The sequence below is a fragment of the Ignavibacteria bacterium genome, from assembly GCA_025612375.1.
GTDB lineage: Bacteria > Bacteroidota > Ignavibacteria > Ignavibacteriales > SURF-24 > JAAXKN01.
Genome location: JAAXKN010000015.1, coordinates 54699 through 75018, shown reverse-complemented (window position 1 = coordinate 75018; position 20320 = coordinate 54699). Strand labels below are relative to the sequence as shown.

At 42.9% G+C, this 20320-nt stretch carries 20 protein-coding genes; 14 read left to right on the top strand and 6 right to left on the bottom strand.

The features are described from left to right. Positions 1-11: 11 nt before the first annotated feature. Both HF312_11325 and HF312_11320 read right to left on the bottom strand, forming a co-directional pair. The gene (locus HF312_11325) at positions 12-950 is read right to left on the bottom strand and encodes a prenyltransferase (protein ID MCU7520796.1); all 939 of its coding nucleotides are present in this window, start codon (positions 948-950) and stop codon (positions 12-14) included. A 24-nt stretch (positions 951-974) separates the two neighbouring features. Then, the gene (locus HF312_11320; GenBank protein ID MCU7520795.1) at positions 975-2348 is read right to left on the bottom strand and encodes an MFS transporter; all 1374 of its coding nucleotides are present in this window, start codon (positions 2346-2348) and stop codon (positions 975-977) included. Positions 2349-2509: 161 nt separating this feature from the next. Between HF312_11320 and nhaA the strand changes: the two genes are divergently transcribed. After that, complete coding sequence (gene nhaA / locus HF312_11315; protein MCU7520794.1) at positions 2510-3829, top strand: Na+/H+ antiporter NhaA; 1320 nt, start codon at positions 2510-2512, stop codon at positions 3827-3829. A 34-nt stretch (positions 3830-3863) separates the two neighbouring features. On the opposite strand, the gene HF312_11310 is transcribed toward nhaA, so the two are convergent. Beyond that, a complete protein-coding gene (locus HF312_11310; GenBank protein MCU7520793.1) occupies positions 3864-4358 on the bottom strand; it encodes a YchJ family protein in 495 nt (164 codons plus the stop codon). 84 nt (positions 4359-4442) lie between these two features. Next, complete coding sequence (locus tag HF312_11305) at positions 4443-5297, bottom strand: YitT family protein (GenBank protein ID MCU7520792.1); 855 nt, start codon at positions 5295-5297, stop codon at positions 4443-4445. A gap of 107 nt (positions 5298-5404) precedes the next feature. On the opposite strand from HF312_11305, the gene HF312_11300 reads away from it, so the two are divergent. Then, on the top strand, positions 5405-6874 hold the full coding sequence (locus HF312_11300; protein ID MCU7520791.1) for a class I SAM-dependent RNA methyltransferase: 1470 nt from the start codon (positions 5405-5407) through the stop codon (positions 6872-6874). Between the two features lie 73 nt (positions 6875-6947). Further along, positions 6948-7253 carry a hypothetical protein gene (locus HF312_11295; protein ID MCU7520790.1) on the top strand — a complete coding sequence of 102 codons (306 nt, stop codon included), beginning with the start codon at positions 6948-6950 and terminating at the stop codon, positions 7251-7253. Between the two features lie 73 nt (positions 7254-7326). On the opposite strand, the gene HF312_11290 is transcribed toward HF312_11295, so the two are convergent. Next, positions 7327-8973 carry an FAD-dependent oxidoreductase gene (locus tag HF312_11290; protein MCU7520789.1) on the bottom strand — a complete coding sequence of 549 codons (1647 nt, stop codon included), beginning with the start codon at positions 8971-8973 and terminating at the stop codon, positions 7327-7329. 438 nt (positions 8974-9411) lie between these two features. Between HF312_11290 and HF312_11285 the strand changes: the two genes are divergently transcribed. The 4 genes from HF312_11285 to HF312_11270 all read left to right on the top strand — a co-directional run bounded on the left by HF312_11285 (position 9412) and on the right by HF312_11270 (position 14919). Next, positions 9412-10239 (top strand): aldo/keto reductase, encoded by an 828-nt coding sequence (locus HF312_11285; protein ID MCU7520788.1) that lies wholly within the window; start codon positions 9412-9414, stop codon positions 10237-10239. Between the two features lie 702 nt (positions 10240-10941). Then, entirely contained in the window at positions 10942-11520 is a 579-nt protein-coding gene (locus tag HF312_11280; GenBank protein ID MCU7520787.1) for a hypothetical protein, read from the top strand. A 14-nt stretch (positions 11521-11534) separates the two neighbouring features. Continuing rightward, positions 11535-12290: a hypothetical protein gene (locus tag HF312_11275; protein MCU7520786.1), complete on the top strand. Its 756-nt coding sequence runs from the start codon at positions 11535-11537 to the stop codon at positions 12288-12290. A gap of 487 nt (positions 12291-12777) precedes the next feature. After that, a complete protein-coding gene (locus tag HF312_11270) occupies positions 12778-14919 on the top strand; it encodes a T9SS type A sorting domain-containing protein (protein ID MCU7520785.1) in 2142 nt (713 codons plus the stop codon). 99 nt (positions 14920-15018) lie between these two features. On the opposite strand, the gene HF312_11265 is transcribed toward HF312_11270, so the two are convergent. After that, on the bottom strand, positions 15019-15849 hold the full coding sequence (locus HF312_11265) for a hypothetical protein (protein MCU7520784.1): 831 nt from the start codon (positions 15847-15849) through the stop codon (positions 15019-15021). Positions 15850-16214: 365 nt separating this feature from the next. Between HF312_11265 and HF312_11260 the strand changes: the two genes are divergently transcribed. The 7 genes from HF312_11260 to fliR all read left to right on the top strand — a co-directional run bounded on the left by HF312_11260 (position 16215) and on the right by fliR (position 20315). Next, complete coding sequence (locus tag HF312_11260) at positions 16215-16706, top strand: flagellar basal body protein FliL (protein ID MCU7520783.1); 492 nt, start codon at positions 16215-16217, stop codon at positions 16704-16706. A gap of 20 nt (positions 16707-16726) precedes the next feature. Next, the gene (gene fliM, locus HF312_11255; GenBank protein ID MCU7520782.1) at positions 16727-17710 is read left to right on the top strand and encodes a flagellar motor switch protein FliM; all 984 of its coding nucleotides are present in this window, start codon (positions 16727-16729) and stop codon (positions 17708-17710) included. Positions 17711-17779: 69 nt separating this feature from the next. Further along, the gene (gene fliN / locus HF312_11250; protein ID MCU7520781.1) at positions 17780-18154 is read left to right on the top strand and encodes a flagellar motor switch protein FliN; all 375 of its coding nucleotides are present in this window, start codon (positions 17780-17782) and stop codon (positions 18152-18154) included. Position 18155: 1 nt separating this feature from the next. Continuing rightward, positions 18156-18518, top strand: a complete 363-nt coding sequence (fliO, locus tag HF312_11245) for a flagellar biosynthetic protein FliO (protein ID MCU7520780.1) — start codon at positions 18156-18158, stop codon at positions 18516-18518. Beyond that, a complete protein-coding gene (gene fliP / locus HF312_11240; GenBank protein MCU7520779.1) occupies positions 18515-19273 on the top strand; it encodes a flagellar type III secretion system pore protein FliP in 759 nt (252 codons plus the stop codon). Before fliO ends, fliP begins: the two co-directional genes overlap by 4 nt. Continuing rightward, positions 19273-19542, top strand: a complete 270-nt coding sequence (locus HF312_11235) for a flagellar biosynthetic protein FliQ (protein MCU7520778.1) — start codon at positions 19273-19275, stop codon at positions 19540-19542. Before fliP ends, HF312_11235 begins: the two co-directional genes overlap by 1 nt. After that, positions 19539-20315 carry a flagellar biosynthetic protein FliR gene (fliR, locus tag HF312_11230; protein ID MCU7520777.1) on the top strand — a complete coding sequence of 259 codons (777 nt, stop codon included), beginning with the start codon at positions 19539-19541 and terminating at the stop codon, positions 20313-20315. The genes HF312_11235 and fliR overlap by 4 nt, the downstream gene beginning before the upstream one ends. Positions 20316-20320 lie beyond the last annotated feature (5 nt).

Sequence of the window (20320 nt, the reverse complement as noted above, 5' to 3'; positions counted from 1 at the left end):
AATTACCCTCTTTATTTTAATACAAGATATACAAGCGGTATCACACCGAACCAGATGATGTAGCTAAGCGCAATCTGCATTGTGGAATTAATCCTGCGGTCGAAATCGTTGGATTTGATTAGCCTGTAGAGGTTCATCCAGAGTATAACAGCGTGAAAAAGCACCAGCAGAAGCGCAGCCCCGGCGTAGCCGTCTAGTATTTCATAATACCACAGGAGAAATGCCGCAAGCGCGGCAAATGCCGTAAAGACAATTGAAAGCATGGCAGCGCGCCTGGGACCAAGAATTACAGAAATTGTTCTTTTTTTAACCGAAGAGTCGGCACTATAATCCGGAATGCCCGCAAGCGTAATTGCACCCATTACGGCAAAGAAAAGCGGGATGCTGAAAAACCACGGAAGAGAGTTATTCCACCGCCCTTCCTGGAAAACAAAGCCGCACATGATTACAACAGGACTGTGGGTTGTGCTTACAATAATTTCTCCTAAGCCCCTGTAGCAGAATTTAAGGGGCGGCACGGTATAGCCGACGCCCAGAATGAGGCTGGCCATAATCATTACTGCTGCAGGCAGCACGGATGAGGCAGGCGTGCTGCTTAGAAGCAGAAGTGAGCTTACCAAAATTAAGGCTGTAACCACTGAGGCCGCGGCTTTAACTTCACCTGAGGATATCTTCCCCTCGACCAGCATTCTCGTGCCCCCGGTATAAAAGCTGAAGTTTTTATTCAGCTTATCTGTCGAATAGTCAAAGTATTCATTGCAGAGGATTGTAAGGAGTTCAATTAAGAAAAGTATGACGTAGCCCCGGAGGTAAGCCTGAAGGTTAAAGCGCCCTGAACTTAAGAATGCCGCCGCGGCGCCAAGGCTGTAGGCAATAAGTGTCATGGGATAAAACTGAATGCGTATAATTTTCAGCCAGGAAAACAATTTACTCCTGAAGGGGATACTCATCGGTACCTGCCTTTTTTTAAGTTTTTATTCCCTCACTTTTCCTCTTGCCAGCGAGGCAAAGATTCCCGTAATACAAAGCACGGTAAAAACAGCAAACAGTATTTTTATGCTGTAGAGAAACATGCCGTAATATTCAGGCGTAATTCTGATTTTCCCGATTACAATTGAGAAAACCATAATTGATATTGCCATGCTCAGCATCTGTCCCGTAAGCCTCATCGTTGCAAGCGTGGCCGAGGCAACGCCGTAGATCTTCTTTTCAACCGAGCTCATTATGGCGTTTGTGTTTGGCGAAGTAAAAAGCCCGAATCCCATTCCTATAATCATAAGCGCCGGAACAATGAACCCCGTTGATGTGCCTGTCCCTATAAATGCCAGTGCAAAAAGCCCCAGGGCCAAAAGCCCCATTCCCAAAGAGGCAATTACGCCAGGCTCAACTTTATCTGAAAGCCTTCCTGCAAAGGGGGAAACAATCATCATAATAACAGGCTGGGCAACAAGAATAAGCCCCGCCTGCTGCGGCGTAAAAGCTTTTATGTACTGCAGGTAAAGACTCAAAAGGAACCCTATGGCAAACGTTGCGCTGTAGTTTATTAAAGCCGCAGCATTGGAAAAAACGAAAACCGTGTTGTGTCTGAAAACCTTCAGGTCCAGAACCGGATTTACCGTACGCGACTCCCACTTAATAAAAATTAAAAATCCCGCTATTGCAAGCAATATAAGAATGGCGCCATTTATTGAGGGCAGAAGCGTAAAGCCGTACATGAGCGCCGTTAATGCCAGGCTTAAGACAACTGAACCTGTAAGGTCAAACTTTTCCCCTTTTGCCTCGGCCCATTCCCCTTTAAGCTTCGTAATTACAAGATAAATGACTATGAGCCCCAGAGGGACATTCACATAAAAGAGGCTCCTCCAGCCCAGGTTCTGCGTCAAAACGCCTCCTAAGAAAGGACCAATTGAAAGCCCGAAATATGTAGCTGAAACGTTAATACCCAGAGCCTTGCCTCTTTCGCCCGGGGGATAAACCGACGTCAGAATTGCCACACCTGTCCCGAAGACCATTGCGCTTGCAAGCCCCTGCAGAACGCGTGCTCCTAAAAGGAGGTAGACTGATGACGACAGGGCACACATGAGTGAAGAGACGGTGTATAAAATAATTCCAATCAGAAAAAGCTTTTTTCTTCCATGTATATCGGCAAGCTTGCCCAAAGGGACTAAAAACACGGCGGCGGCAAGGAGAAATGAGCTTGCCACCCAGCTTAAAAGGACTGCATCAAGCATAAACTCCCGCCCAATGGCAGGAAGCGCAATATTTATGCTTGAGCTCATAAATGGAGTTGTAAAAGCGGCTGTTGTCGTAATCAGGAGCGCAGTCTTCTTTTGTTTATCTTCCGGCATCTTATCACTGCAGAAATAGTTTGTATTACGAAATTACCCATTTAACTTAGAAAAAATCCCCGAGAGGTACAACGTTCACCACCTTTCGATTTTCCAGGCGCAGAATAGAATAAATAATTTGTTTTGCGTATCATATATTATTCATTAACAAATTATGCTTTATGACAAAACTTCAACAGAGAAGAAAACGTTTTAAGAGGATCCTTCAGCCTTTCCAGCAGTTCATCCAGGCTGAGACCTTCAGCGGCATTCTCCTCCTGTTCTTTACGGTTCTGGCTCTCGCCTGGACAAACTCGTCTTTCCGCGACTCATACTTCAGCCTCTGGCATACAAAGGTAAACCTTGGCTTTGGGAGTTTCCTTCTGGATGAGCCGCTGCACTTTTTTATAAATGACGGGCTTATGGCCGTTTTCTTTTTTATGGTAGGACTCGAAATTAAAAGGGAAATTCTGGCCGGAGAATTATCTTCTCCCAGACTTGCAGCCCTCCCTGTAATTGCGGCCCTGGGCGGAATGCTTTTCCCGGCCCTCATATACCTCGTTTTTAACCTTGGTACCCCGACAGCCCAGGGATGGGGAATCCCTACCGCAACAGACATCGCATTTGCTTTAGGAATTATGTCGCTCGTGGGGAAGAAAGTGCCTCTGGGGCTCAAGGTTTTTCTTGCCGCCCTTGCAATTGCAGACGACATGGGCGCGGTAATTGTTATTGCTGCATTTTACTCTTCAGGCATATCCGTGTTCTGGCTTCTTACGGCACTGGCATTTTTTGCCCTCCAGATGCTCATGAACCGCCTGGGCGTGCATAAAAATCCCGTTTATGCCATTCTGGGCATTGGACTCTGGTTCACCCTCTGGAAAACCGGCATCCATCCTACCATTGCGGGGGTGCTTTCGGCAATTGCAATTCCTGCAAGAACAAAATTTATAAATGGAAATTTTACAGATTCGGCACGGCATTATTTAAGAGAATACGACAATGCTCCTAAAACAGAAGATCCTTTGGTTACAAAAGAAGAGCAGGAGGCGCTCCTGGGACTCGTGACAATAAGCGAAAACGCCCAGACTCCCCTGCAGAGAATTGAGCATAAGCTCCAGCCGTGGGTTTCATACTTCATTATGCCTCTTTTTGCACTTGCAAATGCAGGCGTTGAAATCGGACGCGAGATATCTGAGGCATACACCACGCCTTCAACAATCGGGGTCATGCTCGGCCTGTTCCTCGGGAAACCCCTCGGAATAATGCTCTTTTCTTACCTTTCAGTAAAGTTCAGGATTGCAAGCCTGCCCGCGGGGGCAAACTGGATGTCAATGCTTGGAACAGGAGCCGTGGCAGGAATAGGTTTTACCATGTCAATCTTTATAGCAAACCTCGCATTCGGGGCCGAAAGCCCTTTCTTAAGCTTTGCTAAAATCGGGATCCTGTCGGCTTCTTTGCTTTCAGGACTTGCAGGATGGCTTATACTAAGAAGCAGCAGATAAACTGCTGCTTCTTAATAAAGTTTAAATGCAGATTTCAGGCTGCCTGTCCGCAGCACTTTTTGTACTTCTTTCCGCTGCCGCATGGGCATGGGTCGTTGCGGCCTACCTTTTCTTCCACCCTGACGTAAGGCTTTACAGAAACACCCTTGCCGTCCTCAAAATACCAGCGGCCGTCTTTCTTCTTAAAGGTGGAAAGCTCATGGTGCTCTTTCTTTATCCCTTTCTGTGAAAAGGAGGCTATAAATTCAACTTCGCCTTCTTCATCCTGAGCCGTGCCTTTGGAAGTATTTTTAATCTCTATTCCCAGCCATTCGGAATTCTTCGACCAGTCGAGCGTGGCATCACGGTCAAAATCATCCCTGTGCTCAGGGTGTGTTGTATCATAAATATAATCTATTTCCTGCTTTACATATGCTGTATAGCGTGATCTCATCAGCTCTTCGGCCGTCTGGGCCGTTCTTTCACCTTTAAAAAGCGGCAGGCAGCATTTATTATACGCTTTACCTGATCCGCAGGGACAGTTTTCCATAGATCCTCTTTTATCCTTCATTTATTGCTTAATTTATTGAAATGCAAATATAAAAATAATTTCCGTTTCCTGAAATTTCAGATTTTAGTACTTGATCTTCTCAAACCCTTTGCCGAAAACACCCATTACAGAATTGTAGGAAAGAAAAGCATCCTCGTCGGCTTCCTTTACAATCCTGAGTATAAGACTCAGCTCATTTTTGCGCGCTACAACCATTAGGACTTCTTTCTCCTCGTTCGTGTACCATCCCTTTCCCTTAAGGAATGTTATGCCGCGCCTGAGGTCTTTTCCTATCTTTTCTGCAATTACTTCATTATGGTCCGAGAAGACAAAAACCTGCATCGACTGCTTTGCGCCCTCTAAGAACATGTCTATTGTATAGGTGGTAACAGCCATTACCACGCAGCCGTAAACAATCTTTTCCAGGGATCCGAAAATAAGGTACGACGAGGAGATAATTATTACGTCAATTACAAGCAGAACCTTGCCGGGACTCACATTTTTGTATTTTACTATCATCATGGCAATTATGTCCGTACCGCCCGAGCTCCCGCCCTGCGTAAAGACTATCCCGATTCCTAAACCTCCTAACATACCCCCTAAAATTGAAGCCATAAAAGCGTCCTTTACTACAGGGGCTTTAATATAATACTGCAGCGCTGAAAGAAAGACAGATAAAATCAGTACCGCGTAAACTGTTTTTATTCCGAAACCGGAGCCGAGAATTTTAAGCGACAGAGCGATTAAAAATGCATTCAGCACCAGAAACGTCAGACCCACGGGAAACCCCGTTACAAAATAAATAAGCGTACCCACACCGCTTAAGCCGCCGCCGACAATCTTGGAAGGAATTAAAAAGGCCGTCCAGCCGAGGGCATAAATAAACAGGCCGAGTGTAATTATAAGATAACTTTTTATAGAAGCAGAAGTTTTTTCCATATTTCCTTGTGTTTTTCCTTAAAATCAACACTATTAATAATTCAAAAAAGGTTTTGAATTTATGCATAAATACGGTACGTTTCAAGTAAAGAAGATTTACATGGATTATGAAGCAAAATTATAATAAACCCTATAAGACAGATAAAAACGGCAGAACGGAAAAAACCGGCAGGTTTGAAAAATCAGACAGAAGAGATAAACCGGAAAGAAGTGAAAAACCCGAAAGAAGGGGAAAACCCGATAAATGGGAAAAACCGGACAGAAGAAACAGGCAGGACAGAACAGAAAGAACTGAAAGAAGGGAAAGGCCTGAGAGAACAGATAGATTTGAGAAAACAGATAGATTTGAAAGAAAAGACCGACCGGAGAAAACAGAAGAATCCGCTGCGTCATTTGCCCGTATACTTTTGGGCAAAACTCCCCCTCAGGTAAAAAAAGACGAGGTTGAACCCCTTTCCAGGATGGACTATAATGCCGAAATAAGGCTTAAAGACGAAGCTTTTGCTGAATTCTGGCAGATAAATAAGCTCCCCCTGAAGCCTGAACCCATAAGGCGTTCACCCAGGCCAAGGCACTACCGAACAACCACAAAAAGAAGGGTTGTAAACATACAGGGTAAGTTTCATCTTTTGTTCAGCGAAAGCCATAAGCCTTCGGGAGAAGGCCTCTATAGCTATTCAGAACTGGAACCGGAAGAGCACAACGCAATATACAAGTTCCTCTTAGACAGGATAAATGAACCTGCCTTCAGGCTCATTGGCTTTAACCTTAACTACCTCATTATACGCGGCAGCTATACAGAATTTACCGTAATATTTAATGTGCACACATTAAATGCCGATACCGTAAGAAAACTTAAGGCTCTTTCCCTCCAATTGCAGAAGCTGGAAGTGAATATTGCCTCAGCTTTTATCTACCTCGATCCCACGCGTTCAGAATATTACCTCGAGAACCTGAGGCCTAAGGATCAGCTTAATTTCAAGAAGCTTTTCGGTCCCGATAAGATCTTTATTGTAATTAATGACAAAAAGTATTCATTCCACCCCACATCTTTTTCACAGATAAACCAGTCCATGATACCCGTAATGCTGGACCTGGCCAGGGAGATGCTTGCTGTAGATGAAAAAGACGTGCGCTTTGTGGATCTTTTCTGCGGATACGGGCTGTTTACGCACTTTCTGGCGGATGATTTCTCCGAGGCCACAGGCATTGAGGCCGAAGGAGCCTCTGTAAGATCGGCAATTGAGAACACCCCCTACTTCTCGCATAAAAGCAGGATAAGGTTCCTGGCAGAAAAAATTGACGAGGAGACCATGGATAGCCTCCTGCCCGCTGACGGGAAGCCCGAGGTATTTCTTTTAGATCCCCCGAGGCAGGGGACAGCTGAAGGGGTAATTGAATCGATTGCGGAAAGGGATCCCTTAAAGGTAATTCACATCTTCTGCGGCGTCGACGAGATCCCGAGGGAACTGAAACTATGGACAAAAAACGGCTACCGGCTTAAGCGCGTGGCCCCTCTGGATATGTTTCCCGGAACGCCGAACCTGGAGGTAATGCTCCTTTTTATCCCTGAATAACCGTTCAATTATTAAGCAATTGATTTAGAGGACTATTTTCCATACTAATTATATATTAATATGGAGAATAGTAATGCTGGAAGAAAAGGCAAAGCGTTTAATTGAGCTGAAGGAAGAGTACGACAGGGTAAAAGACGAATATATAAGGCTGAGGGATGAATTCCATAACGAACTCCTGAACAGCCAAAACAGGGATTTTGAGTTCCAGGGCTACAGGATCATGCTTGTGGACGACACGATAAGGCGTGAACTGGACCGGGCGCTTCTTCAAAGGACATTAAAGGAGCTGGGGCTTTCAGAAGACGAGATTATTTCCATTATAATATCCTCCAAACGTGAAATTCCCCTCTCCGGCGCAATAAAAATCATCAGAATCTAGTCATTTACCTTTAGGGCGCGCCGCCGCGCGCTCCTGCATTTCCTCACTTTTTAATTTTTAATTTTAATTGATTTCAGATTTCATAGCTTCCCGACTGCCCGTTTTCACTGATCCCGATCTCTTCCAGGTCGCGCGCGGCAGGACCGTTTACCACTTTGCCGAAACATGTGAACCTGGAGCCGTGACATGGACAGTCAAACGTCTTCTCCTCCCCGTTCCACTCCAGTATGCATTTGAGGTGTGGGCATACGGCGCTGTAGGCATAAAGCTTTCCATCGTCATCTTTGTATACCGCCGCCTTCGTCAGCCCCTGCCTTATTATTGCACCGTGTCCCGGCGCGAGGTCCTTTATGGAATCTATGTCGCCGGGGGATAAATATTCCTTGAACTGTTTTGCAACGTTCACGTTTTCCTGTATAAAATCGCTTGCCGCCTTAACTGTCTTACGCGAGGGGTCGTAAAGATCCTGCCACGGGTTCTGCCTTCCCATTATCATGTCTGTAATGAGTATACCTGCTATGGTGCCGTGTGTCATCCCGTTGCCGGAATCCCCCGTAACTATAAACACGTTGTCGCTGTCCATGGGATTACGCCCTATAAAGGCCATTGCATCCACAGGCTCCATTACCTGTCCCGACCACTTGTATTCAAACGACTCGACCGGAAATCTTTCCATGGTCCACATAACGAGGTTATTATACTTATCCTCTTCCTGAACCCCTTCTTCATCCGGCTGCCCCGTCTTGTGGTCCTCGCCTCCAGCAATCAAAAGATCGTACTCCGGGCTAAAATTCTGAAGCCTTACGTAGTGGTAAGGATCGCTCGTCCAGATGGAGTTCTGGTCCCCCGTGTCCCACCACAATGCGCGCGGAAGCGAGCCTTTCCTTACAAGCCCGCCAATGACATAAGTGCGGTAGGGCGCCTGCTTGGTATGGATCGCAAATGTATCGTTAATCGGGCTGTTTGTTGCAACAACTATATAGTCGGCCCTGATCGTAAAGCCTTTGTCGCTTGTAACCCCCAGATTCGTAACCTTGGATGCGTGCGTATTTGTAAAAATGAGGCCGCCGTTTCTTACAATGGCCGCGGCAAGCCCGTCGTAGTATTTCATCGGGTTGAAAGTAGCCTGATCGGGGAACATGAGGCATGGCCCTGTTTCCAGAGGGATACCCGGAACACCTTCTATCATCTCAGTTCTTATTCCGGCCTCGTGCGTGGCCTTAAGCTCGTCGTCAAGGGTTTTCTTTTTGTCTGAAGGGTGCAGGAAAAGATATCCCGGAAGGCGTTCAAAATCGCAGTCTATTTTCTCCTCATTAACAATTTTCTCAACCTTGCCTATAGCCGCCGAATGGCTTTCTGCGGCCAGGCGGGCATTTTCCTCTCCCAAGAGCTCCCTGATGTAAGAATACCTGTCGTCCAGGGCATTTGAAATGTGGGCTGTCGTGCGGCCCGACTCCCCGCTTCCTATCTCCCCGTCTTCCATAATGGCAACATTTTTCCCCTCCCTTGTAAGGAGGTAAGCTGTCGTAAGCCCCGAGATCCCGCCTCCAACTACAACAACGTCCACCTTCAGATTCCGCTCAAGCCTGTCGCTGGCAGCAGGTTTAACCGAGGCCGTCCAGTATGAAAGATTTTTTCCCGAGGTGATCTGTGAACTTGGAATCTCAGGTTCATTTGCAATAGGACTTTCCACATCCTGTCCTTTTACTTTCTTTGCCATCCATTCCTCCTCATTTCAAATTCGTAACTCTACTTATAAAGCCATAACTTCCGGATAAATGATGCCATATAAAAAAATAACCCGGCACAACCAAAACACCTGGTAAAAGGTGAACAGATAAGGTCATGCCGGGCAGCATGGGTAAAATGAAAATTTCTTCTTTAGCTTCCCGAATATTACCGGGTGCAAACCCCGGCAGTAAGTATCTGGATTAACAAGGAAAATTATCCGCTTTTAAGATCCTGATAAATGTACCGTACTTAAATAATAAATAAATATAAGTATAAATATGCAAGGTATTTTTTAACGGCGGCTGCAGTCACGAATTATTCCGTATAACTTTCTGGACGAATGTCCCTCTTATTGCGCAAAATTTTTCAAAATTCCACATTTTTTCTTATCATTATTAGTTAACATTTACAAACTGCGGATAAAAAAATGAAGCTTACAATTAATGATAAAGCAAAACTGAATAACGGCGCGGAAATCCCTTATTTCGGCCTCGGGGTTTACCAGTCGCCTCCGGGAGAGGAGACATACAATGCCGTACGCTGGGCGCTTGATGCGGGCTACCGCCACATTGATACGGCGGCTTTCTATAAGAATGAGCACGACGTGGGACGCGCAATTAAGGACAGCAGCGTGCCCAGAGAAGAGGTTTTTGTAACAACTAAACTCTGGAATGACGACCAGGGATACGACAAAGCGTTAAAAGCCTTCGACGAAAGCCTCAAAAAACTCGGCTTCGATTACGTGGATCTCTACCTCCTGCACTGGCCGGTATCAGGTCTTAGAGGCGATTCCTACAGGGCACTTGAGGAGATATTAAAGGATGGGAAAGCCAAAGCAATCGGCGTAAGCAACTACACCACTTCACACCTAAGGGAGCTCCTTAACTCCTGCAATGTGGTTCCGGCTGTAAACCAGGTTGAATTCAGCCCGTTTCTTTTCCAGAAGGGCTTATTCGAATTCTGCCTTGAGAACAATATTCAGCTCGAGGCCTATAGCCCTCTTGCCCGCGCAAGCAAGCTTAAAGACGCCCGCCTTAGGGAAGTTGCATCGCATTACGGGAAAACCACGGCACAGATCATGATCCGCTGGGCCCTGGAGCACAAGATTGTCGTTATACCCAAATCGGTGCATAAAGAGAGGATCTATGAAAACGCAGATGTTTTCGATTTCGAGATCTCAGGTGAAGATATGCAGACCCTCGACTCCCTTGATGAAAACTTCAGGGTAGCCTGGGACCCAAGCAGAATCCCATAAATTAAGGCGGAAATAGTTTATAAAGGGTAAGAGTTTCTGCCTTAGAATCTCCCCCTTTTCCGCACTCTGAAAAGATCCTTAAAATCATTCATTTTAAGGATCTTTTCTTTTTATATATTAGCTTAGATTAATTACCAACAGTTATTAATAACAACGCAACCCCCAATTTCACTCCAAATAATTAAATCAAAGAGGAAGGCGAAATAAAAAATATTAATTAAAAACTTATAAATCTTTATTTTTGCAAATATGATTCCCTTCTTACTACCCTTATTGATTAGAATAATATAAAATAATCTTTTTTAGCATTATAAGATTCATAAAGCGACGTTTCAATAAACATCTCTATATTTTTCTTTCACTGGACTAACACTTTATCAGCAATTTCCTATGGTTCTAAATAGTAATTGAAAAAGAATTTTAAATCGTAATCATTTTAACCAAGAAGTATAAAATTCCTATATTTTATAATCTTTTGCATCTGGCTGAAAGAAAATTATTCCTGCTAAACAAGAAATCGAAACACATTAAGAATATTACACATGTTACATATAGTTGCCATTGTTTCAGCAAATAATTAAATTTCCCCTTGCTTTACTCAAAAATTTGGAAATCCAAAAGGAAGACATTTCTTATTTCAAAATTCATTAAGTCTCTTAAAGAGACACTTTTCCCAATTGATTAATAATTGTAGGAGGAAAAATGAGTTCGGTTAATGAGATTGATGTTATTAAAGAAATCGATATATCTTTATCAAAAATTGAAGATGAAGATGCTCGAAATAGGATTTTAACATGGGTTAATTCAAAATATTTAAAATCACCTCAGATACAACAATTACCAGTTACTATCATTGATCAGCCCATAGCCGCAGCACAAGAAAAAACAAAAATAGCCAAAAGCTCTAACGGGAAATCAAAGAGCGCAAGAAAAACTACCTTTTCAATCGTCAAAGAGATAAGTCTTAGACCAGATGGAGTAAAATCCTTTAAGGAGTTTGTTAAAGAAAAAGATCCCAAATCCGACCAAGAAAAATGTTTGGTTGCTGTATATTATTTAAAAATGAATCTCAACATCGAAAATATTGACGCAAATTATGTCTTTACGTGTTTTAAAGATGCTGGATGGAGGACACCGGCAAATCTTACTACAACATTAACTGTGTTATCAAGTCAAAAGGGATGGGTGGATACTTCATCATTAAAAAGTATTGTTTTAACTAATCTTGGGGAGGATTATGTTGAGCATGACTTACCAGCAAAAGGTAAAAATGAATTATGAGTACAGGTCAACAAATGAATCAGTTTGCAGTGTTTGCGACGATTCCAGACGGATTGCGAATTCCTCTCATTGAAAGTTATAATGAAATACAGAAGAACTTTATTGAGCAAAGATGGGAACCTTCAGAACTAAATGGCGGGAAATTATGCGAAATCATATACACTATAATTAAAGGTTATATTGGCGGCACATATCCTCCTGCACCCAGCAAACCAAATAATATGGTTGATGCATGCAGAGCTTTAGAAAACACTCCCAACATAACCCGTTCATTGAGAATTCAAATTCCTAGAATGATTATCGCTCTTTATGAAATACGTAATAATCGTGGAGTTGGGCATGTAAGTGGAGATGTAAACCCCAATCATATGGATGCAGTCGCGGTGCTATATATGAGTAAGTGGCTAATGTCTGAACTTGTTAGGGTATTTCATAATGCAGATATGGTAACCGCCTCTGAAATTGTTGATTCACTTGTTGAGAGAAAAAGCCCAATTGTTTGGGAGGTAGATGGGAAACGGAGAATTCTAAAAAATGGGTTAACATTCAAAGACAAAACTCTCGTTCTTCTTCATTCAGCAAATCGGCATTTACAGGAATCGGAATTAATAGAATGGCTTGAAATTGTAAAACCGTCAAATTACAGAAGAGATGTTTTAATTCCTCTGCATAAAGAAAAACTTTTAGAATACAATAATTCAACCAAAGATATTTATATTTCCCCTAAGGGAATAAAATATATTGAAGACAATAATATTCTTAGTAATTAATGATATGGACTTCATGGGTGATTATCTAAGATGATGACTTAAAAGCAGCAGGAAATTTTCAGTACGTCGGCTAAACGGAAATGTTTAAAACAGCATAATTTCTAAATATTTTGAAGCCCTACTCATCATCTCCCCCTTCTCATAAAAGCTCAAAGACGGACTTGAAAACGGTTTTGGGCTTTTTGCATCTTTGCACTTCCTTTGCACTTCCCTCGCTCTTCTTATGAACCGCCATTCTGTGTGGCCCAAATGAAAATATTTCACTTTTTTATTTTTCAGGAAAATTTTCCGAAATCGCCCTCCGTCACCATATTATATATTGAGAGATTAATTTTTTTGAGACAATTAACTATAACTTAAAAATTACTGACTCAAAACTGATTTGTATTTTTCTTTCAAATTTTCTAAACTTGAAACGCAGAAAAAGCCATGGCCTTTCATGCTTTCACTTAGAGTTCTACAGTTTTAGTAATAAATAAGGTTGCTGATGAAACTTCTAAAAATTCTCTCCATTTTTCTTTTCTTTTCATCTTTTGTTTATAGCCAGTCAGATGAGTGGATTAACTACAAGCCTCAAAGTGTTGTAAGTTGCCAGGCAGTTGATGGGCAATTCCTGTGGATCGGAACCGGAAACTATCTAACCAAATTGAATATGTTGACTGGTGAAAAAGATATCTACAGCGCTGAGAATTCCGGCTTACCAGGACATCACGTTAATGCAATTACAATAGATCGCCAAGGGAATAAATGGATCGGCACGGATTTAGGACTCGTAAAATACAACGACACTACATGGACCGTATATAATACTTCAAATTCGGATTTGCCGGAAAACTACGTCTTGTCGATTGCCTTGGATCAGCATGACAATCTGTGGATTGCAAACGGCCTGAGAGCTGCTAAATTCGATGGGAAAAACTGGACTGTCTATAAAATAAACGGTTCTATTACTCCAGTCGGATATGTCATTTCTGTTGTAGTTGATAAAAAGGGGAACAAATGGTTTGCTTGCAACGGAGGCGGGTTGTTAAAATACAATGATACCACATGGACTGTATATAACCGTTCCAATTCCGGATTACCAGACTATAATTTTCTTACTCTTGCAATTGACAAAGAGGGAAATAAGTGGATGTCTTGCTATGCCGGACTTGTCAAATTTGACGATAGTACATGGACAATATATGACCCTTCTAACTCGAGATTACCGGATAACGGGATCCGGTCAATTGCAGTGGATTCCCTGGGAAATAAGTGGATCGCCACAAATGCAGGCCTTGCAAAATTTGACGGCAAAAACTGGACAGTATTCAATAACTCCAATTCCGAACTGCCGGAAAATCAGGTTTTATCTGTGGTAATTGATGATAAGGGGAATAAGTGGGTGGGAACAACTTACAGGATTTCCAGGTTCGATGACCAGAAATGGACGGTGTACAGGACTTCCAACTCAGGTCTTCTGTATACCGGGACCAACCAGATTGCCATAGACAGCCACAATAATAAATGGATGGCAGATAATTCTGTATTAACAAAATATGACGGAACTGAATGGACCGTCTATCGCCCTACTTTAACCGGAGTCTCCAATGCACAAATCACTTCAATCGCAATAGACCTTCAGGGGTATAAATGGATCGGATCAGACCTTGGCCTCTTCAGATTTGATGATACGACCTGGACAGTGTATAACAGCACAAATTTCGGGCTGCCTGGAAATTACGTAACATCAGTTGCCGTAGATTCCAAGGGTAATAAATGGCTTGGAATAGATTACACTGCCGGCCTGTTAAAATTTGACGGCCAGGACTGGAAATTTTATAGTACCTCAAATTCCGGTTTCCCAGGAATGTACATAGTTAATTCCATCTTAATTGATGAGAATGAGAATAAATGGCTTGGAACCTCAACATATGGGGAACTGATTGAGTATAACGACACAACGTGGACAGTATATGATAAGTCCAATTCAGGACTTCCACAGGATCTGGTTACTGTAGTTGCCTCAGATCAACAAGGGAATAAATGGATTGGGACTAAAAATAGTGGAGTAGTCAAATTTGACGGCAATAACTGGTCAGTATACAATAAAACCAATTCGGGTTTAAGCTCTAACTATATATATTCAATATGCTTTGATCAGAAGAATAACCTCTGGCTTGGAACGGATAACGGCCTGGGTAAGTTTGACGGAAAGACATGGGTCGTTTTTGACAGCTCTAATTCTGGTTTGGATGCTAAGTTGGTTAAATCAGTAGCTGTTGATAGAGATGGCAATAAATGGATAGCTACAGATAAAGGGGTTTCGGTCTTAAAAGGAGAAGGTATATTAGCAGAAGTTAAGACAGATAAGGTTTCGCACCCAGAAATGTTTTCACTTAGCCAGAATTACCCAAATCCGTTTAACCCGTCGACAAAGATTTCTTTTACAATTCCCGAAGGAAGATTTGTAAAACTAACCGTTCATGACATGCTCGGCAAAGAAGTTGCAGCACTTGCAAATGAATTCAGGTCTCCCGGAATGCATACGGTTCAGTTCAACGCCTCAAACCTCCCCAGCGGCATGTATATATATTCCATTCAGGCCGGAGAGTTCAGAAGTTCAAAGAAACTCCTCCTCATTAAATAGCATCAGGCGATATTTAATTCAAAGCCCTTGAAAATTCACTCTTCAAGGGCTTTTTTATTGAAAAATAAAGACGGATTAAAACATTTTGGGCTTTTTCCATTAAGGCCCGGTTTGCCTCACGCCGCCCACCTTCAGCTCCGGGTTTTCACTGGTTAGAAAAGTTAAAAACTGGTTATTCATGTCCGATAAGCTCATCCCATATATCTGGTCAAAGACCTCGAGACCCTTACCCTGCTGATAAAGCCTTATATATTTTGCAATTCCGTAGGTTGAGATCATATATTTCGTAAAAGCCCCGGCCATGGCGTACGAATTCCTCAGTATATTACCTGTTTCATCGTTGCGGATTATTTCAAATGGGGTCGAAATGTCGCCTTCGGCAATCCTGAGGCGCGCAAACTCATAAAGATCCATCCCGTCCCAGCTGTCCTCTGTCCAGACTGCCAAGCCCTCAGATATGATCCATTTATAGGGGCCTCTTGCGCCTGCTCCGAAAAACTTGTCCACAATAAAATGGGTCAGCTCATGCTTTCCCATAATATTGGAAAGGGAATATCCGTCCACACCGTAAATTGCGTCGTAATTCCCGATTTCATGCCCGTTTCCGAACTGCCCCGCGTCAGTTATATCGTCATACTCGTCAAAACTGCTGAAAATGAAGTAAATTGCCCTGAAATTATGGTCATGCAGGTGCATCTGGTTCAAGATGTCGAGGTAATTATTTTCCTGCCTGTTTGCAATCAGTTTAATTCTTCCTTCACTTTTTGAGCCCGGGCGGTAGTAAAAATCAAAATGTTTTGTGTGGTAAGAAAGCCAATCCCCTTCCTGAAGAATCTTTTCAGGTCTGTTTCTTTCAACAAATCCGGTTCTGCATCCCAAAAGCAGGCTTAAGAAAACCGCAAAAAGGACAAATAATAACTTTCCTTTCATCCAGGATTTCTGTCCCATTAAATGTTTTGAAATTAAGGTCTTAATTTAGCGGTTGTCACCTTTAATTCCAATTTCCCAAATTCAACAGGAATATTCAAACTACTAGTTTTTACCCGTATTGAATTTCCGGGCAGGCGCTCCCGGAGGCATCTACTTACAAATAACCAACTGTTCAATAGTAACCAATAATGGGCACTCTTTTTTGCCCTAAATGGGGGAAATAAGCACAAATACTGAGAATTGCACCCCCAAGGGCAAATGGCATATCTATTGAATGCGTATAGCCATACAATATGGCAAAAACAGATTAAAAAATGGAAAAAGAACTGGATCCTTCAGCAATACCGACCCCTAAAAAAGGGGGAATAAACCCAAAAGTATTAATAATAGGCCTTCCTGTATTTATTGTACAGCTTGTGGTGGTCTATTTTGTTACGGCTAATATCCTTATGAGTAAAAAGGATAAGGAAGCCAGCGCCTCCGATTCTAATAAAGGGAAAACCGAAGTAACCGGAGAAGCCAGCACTTCTTCCATTCAGACGGGCCCGATTGAGACCATAGAGGACCTGATTGTAAATCCGGCAGGCACAAACGGCCAGAGACTCCTCCTTACTTCAGTCGGTTTCGGCATCGCTGCCGGGGAAAAAGAAGCTGAGGAAGCAAAAAAGAAATTTGAAGAAAAAAAAGTGATCATTCAGGATGTGGTCAATACCACGCTTGCAAGCAAAACTGTCCCACAGTTAAGCAGCATTGCCTACAGGGATACAGTTAAGACAGAGATTATTAAAACACTTAAGTCGCGCGTTCCCGACATAAGGATCAACAATATATTTTTCAGCAAATTTATTATCCAATAAGTTTATAAACCCGAAGAGCTATGGCAGAAGTTTTATCACAGCAGGAAATCGATCAGCTTCTTAATAAGATGAAGACCGGCGGGGAACAGTCCCCGGCATCTGTGCCTGAAAAGGAGGCAATTCCCTTTGACTTCAGGCTCCCGAACAGAATTTCCAAAAACCAGCTCAGAACTATACGCAACATCCATGAAAACTTTTCCGAAAGCCTTAGCTCTTTCCTCCTTTCAAAGCTGCAGGCCATTGTAAATATTAACGTTATCTCGGTCGACCAGATCTACTATTCCGAATACGTGCTTTCGGTCTCAAATCCAGCCTGCTTGTTTACATTTGAAATAAAGGATACTGACATAAAGGGCATTCTTGAATTAAGCCCCGAACTGGCTCTTGCATTAGTCGACCGCCTCCTGGGCGGCAACGGAATGGGTACTAAACAGTCCAAGATCATTACCCCAATCGAGCAGAAAGTGCTCTTTATGATCGTTGAAAAGATCATGGTGGATCTTAAAAAGGCATGGCAGATTATAGGGGAATACGATTTTGAAGTCGAACGCTTCGAACCCGATATCGATTTCGCACAGATCACTTCACAGAGCGAAAGCGTTCTTCTTATATCATTTGAAATTTTTATAGGCGAGCAGTCGTACCTTATGAATATCTGCTTTGCCACGTTTGCCTTCGACACAATATTATCTAAAATGTCGAACCAGAAGCTCTCTTCAATCAGACCCGTTAAATATAACGGCACTACAGCCAGGAATATTCTTAACCAGCACCTCCAGAAAACTTCACTTAACCTGGCCGTGGAATTCGGCAAAACATCAATCTCTGTCGATGACCTGATGCACCTGGAAATTGGCGACATTCTGAGAACCAATAAAATAATAGGCGACGAGCTTAAGATTAAAGTGGCCGACAGGGTTATATTTATGGGACTGCCCGGAACGGTAAACGGCCACAAGGCGGTGAAAATTACGCGCAAAGTTGAAAATAAAGAAAGTATTTAAATAAAATCGCTCCCCGAAGGAAGCGATCAGACTATTGATTATAAAAAGAGAATATAAACGGAGAAGAAAATGTCTGCTGACGACATACTAAGCGAATTCGAACAGATCTCAGGAGATCAGATTACCGGCGGCGTGGCTGATTTTACTGAATTTGATGAATCCAATAACCGCAGCCCTGTGCAGAATGAAAAGCTTGAATTCTTAAAGGACCTCCAGCTTAGCGTTTACATTGAGCTCGGACGCACGCAGATGCTCATTAAAGACATTCTTGAGCTCGAAAGAGGCTACGTAATTGAACTCGATAAGCTGGCAAGCGAGCCCGTAGACATTTTTGTTAACAATAAGAAAATTGCCGAGGGCGAAGTGGTGGTTATCGACAAGCACTTCGGTATTAGAATTACAAACCTCGTCGACTCAAACGACAGGTTAAAAGGACTGTCCTGAAATGGAATTCTGGAATATATTAAAAATAATTTTTCTGCTGATCTTAATCCTGGGACTCATGTACGGAACACTCTACCTGGCCAGGAAATATTTCTTTACGTTTGATAAAAGTACAAAAAAATTAGTAAAAATAAAGGTGCTCAGCACCCAGATGATACTGCCTAAAAAGTACATTCAGGTGGTTCAGGTGCACGACAAGGTACTGGTTCTTGGCGTAAGCGACAACTCGATTAATCTTTTGCAGGAACTCAACAGCTCGGTAACAGCACGGCTGGTTGAAGAAGAGACTGCCAGAAACGATTTCAAAGACAACTTTAAGGATAATTTTGTTGAGATATTGAAAAAAAATTTGGGTATGAAATGAAAGTTTTTACTGCTGTAGTTCTCCTCTTCATTACACTTTCTTTATTCAGTGACGTAAGTTTTGCCCAGGCTAAGACCATTCCGCTGCCTAAAATAGGAATTGACGTCGGAACGGCTGACAGCCCGAAGGACGTATCTGTGACAATGCAGATGCTGATCCTCCTTACAGTGCTGTCGCTTGCTCCTTCAATAATGATTATGACCACCTCTTACCTGAGGCTGATCATTGTGTTCCATTTTCTTAAGACCGCACTCGGCACTCAGCAGATGCCCCCTTCGCAGATGCTTGCAGGCGTGGCGCTCTTTATAACGTTTTTTATCATGGCACCTACATGGACAAAAGTAAACAATGACGCCATTAAGCCTTACATGGACGGCAAAATGACCATGGAGGCTGCATACGACAAGGGCATTGAGCCTATAAGAGAGTTTATGTTCAGAAACGTAAGAGATGCCGACCTGGAGCTTTTCCTGGGGCTTTCTCACCTCGAACGCCCGAGGACAAGACAGGACCTGCCCACATACGTCCTCGTCCCGGCTTTTGCAATCAGCGAACTTAGAGCGGGCTTTATTATAGGTTTTTTCCTCTTTATCCCGTTTTTGATGGTGGACATGATAGTCTCAAGCGTGCTGATGAGTATGGGTATGATGATGCTGCCCCCGATGCTCGTCTCGCTCCCGTTTAAGATTCTTTTGTTCATACTGGTCGACGGCTGGAATTTAATTATCGGATCTGTAGTAAGGAGTTTTGGATAATGACAGAAGAACTGATAGTAGAAATACTGACAGACGTATTTTATACAACATTTATAATTTTACTGCCGATTCTGGGCATTTCGCTCCTGGTCGGTATCTTTATTTCTATCTTCCAGGCTGCAACCTCAATCCAGGAGGCAACGCTGACTTTTGTTCCCAAAATACTCGTCACCGCGGTCGCAATTATACTGCTTCTGCCCTGGATGATGGATAAAATGATAGCTATTACGCTCAGGCTCGTCAACATGTTCAGTACTGTGGTAAAATGACCGACATACTGGTAAATGACTTTGTAATTACTTTCCTGATATTCTTAAGGATTATTGCGGTCTTTGGAACGGCTCCCATTTTCGGCAACCAGGCTTTCCCCGCAATTGCAAAGGTATTCCTGGCCGGAATCATAGCTTATATTACGTTCCTGACGCTGAACACGGCAAAAATACAGATTGAACCGGACCTCTTTAACCTGGCCTTCTACGGCCTTAAGGAAGTGGTAACAGGACTCATAATAGGCTTCAGCCTGAACCTGGTCTTCTACGGCTTCTCTTTTGCTGGTATGCTCATCGGAAACGACATGGGTCTTAATATGGCCAGCGCTCTTAACCCTCTTCAGGAAACCGAGAGCAACGTTATCGGCGAAGTGTTAAACGTATTTGCAATACTGATTTTCTTTTTAATAAACGGGCACCATTACATAATTAGGGCAGTTGTATCTTCCTTCAGGATAATTCCCCTCGGGAAGTACACACTTACTCAGCCGGCATTTGACATTTTTATCAGGTATACGGCATCCGTCTTTGTTATTGCGGTTAAAATTGCCTCTCCCGTAATGGTATCCTTTTTTCTTGTCCATCTGGCAGAAGGCATTTTAGCCAGGATTATACCCCAGATGCAGATTTACTTTGTTACGCAGCCGTTGAAGATAGGTATAGGCCTCCTTCTTTTAATTTTCGTTCTGCCCATTTATATGTATTTTTTCAAAGGCATAATGGAAAGCTATGAAAACAGTCTCTACGACCTGATAAAAGCAATGGGAAGTTAGCACGA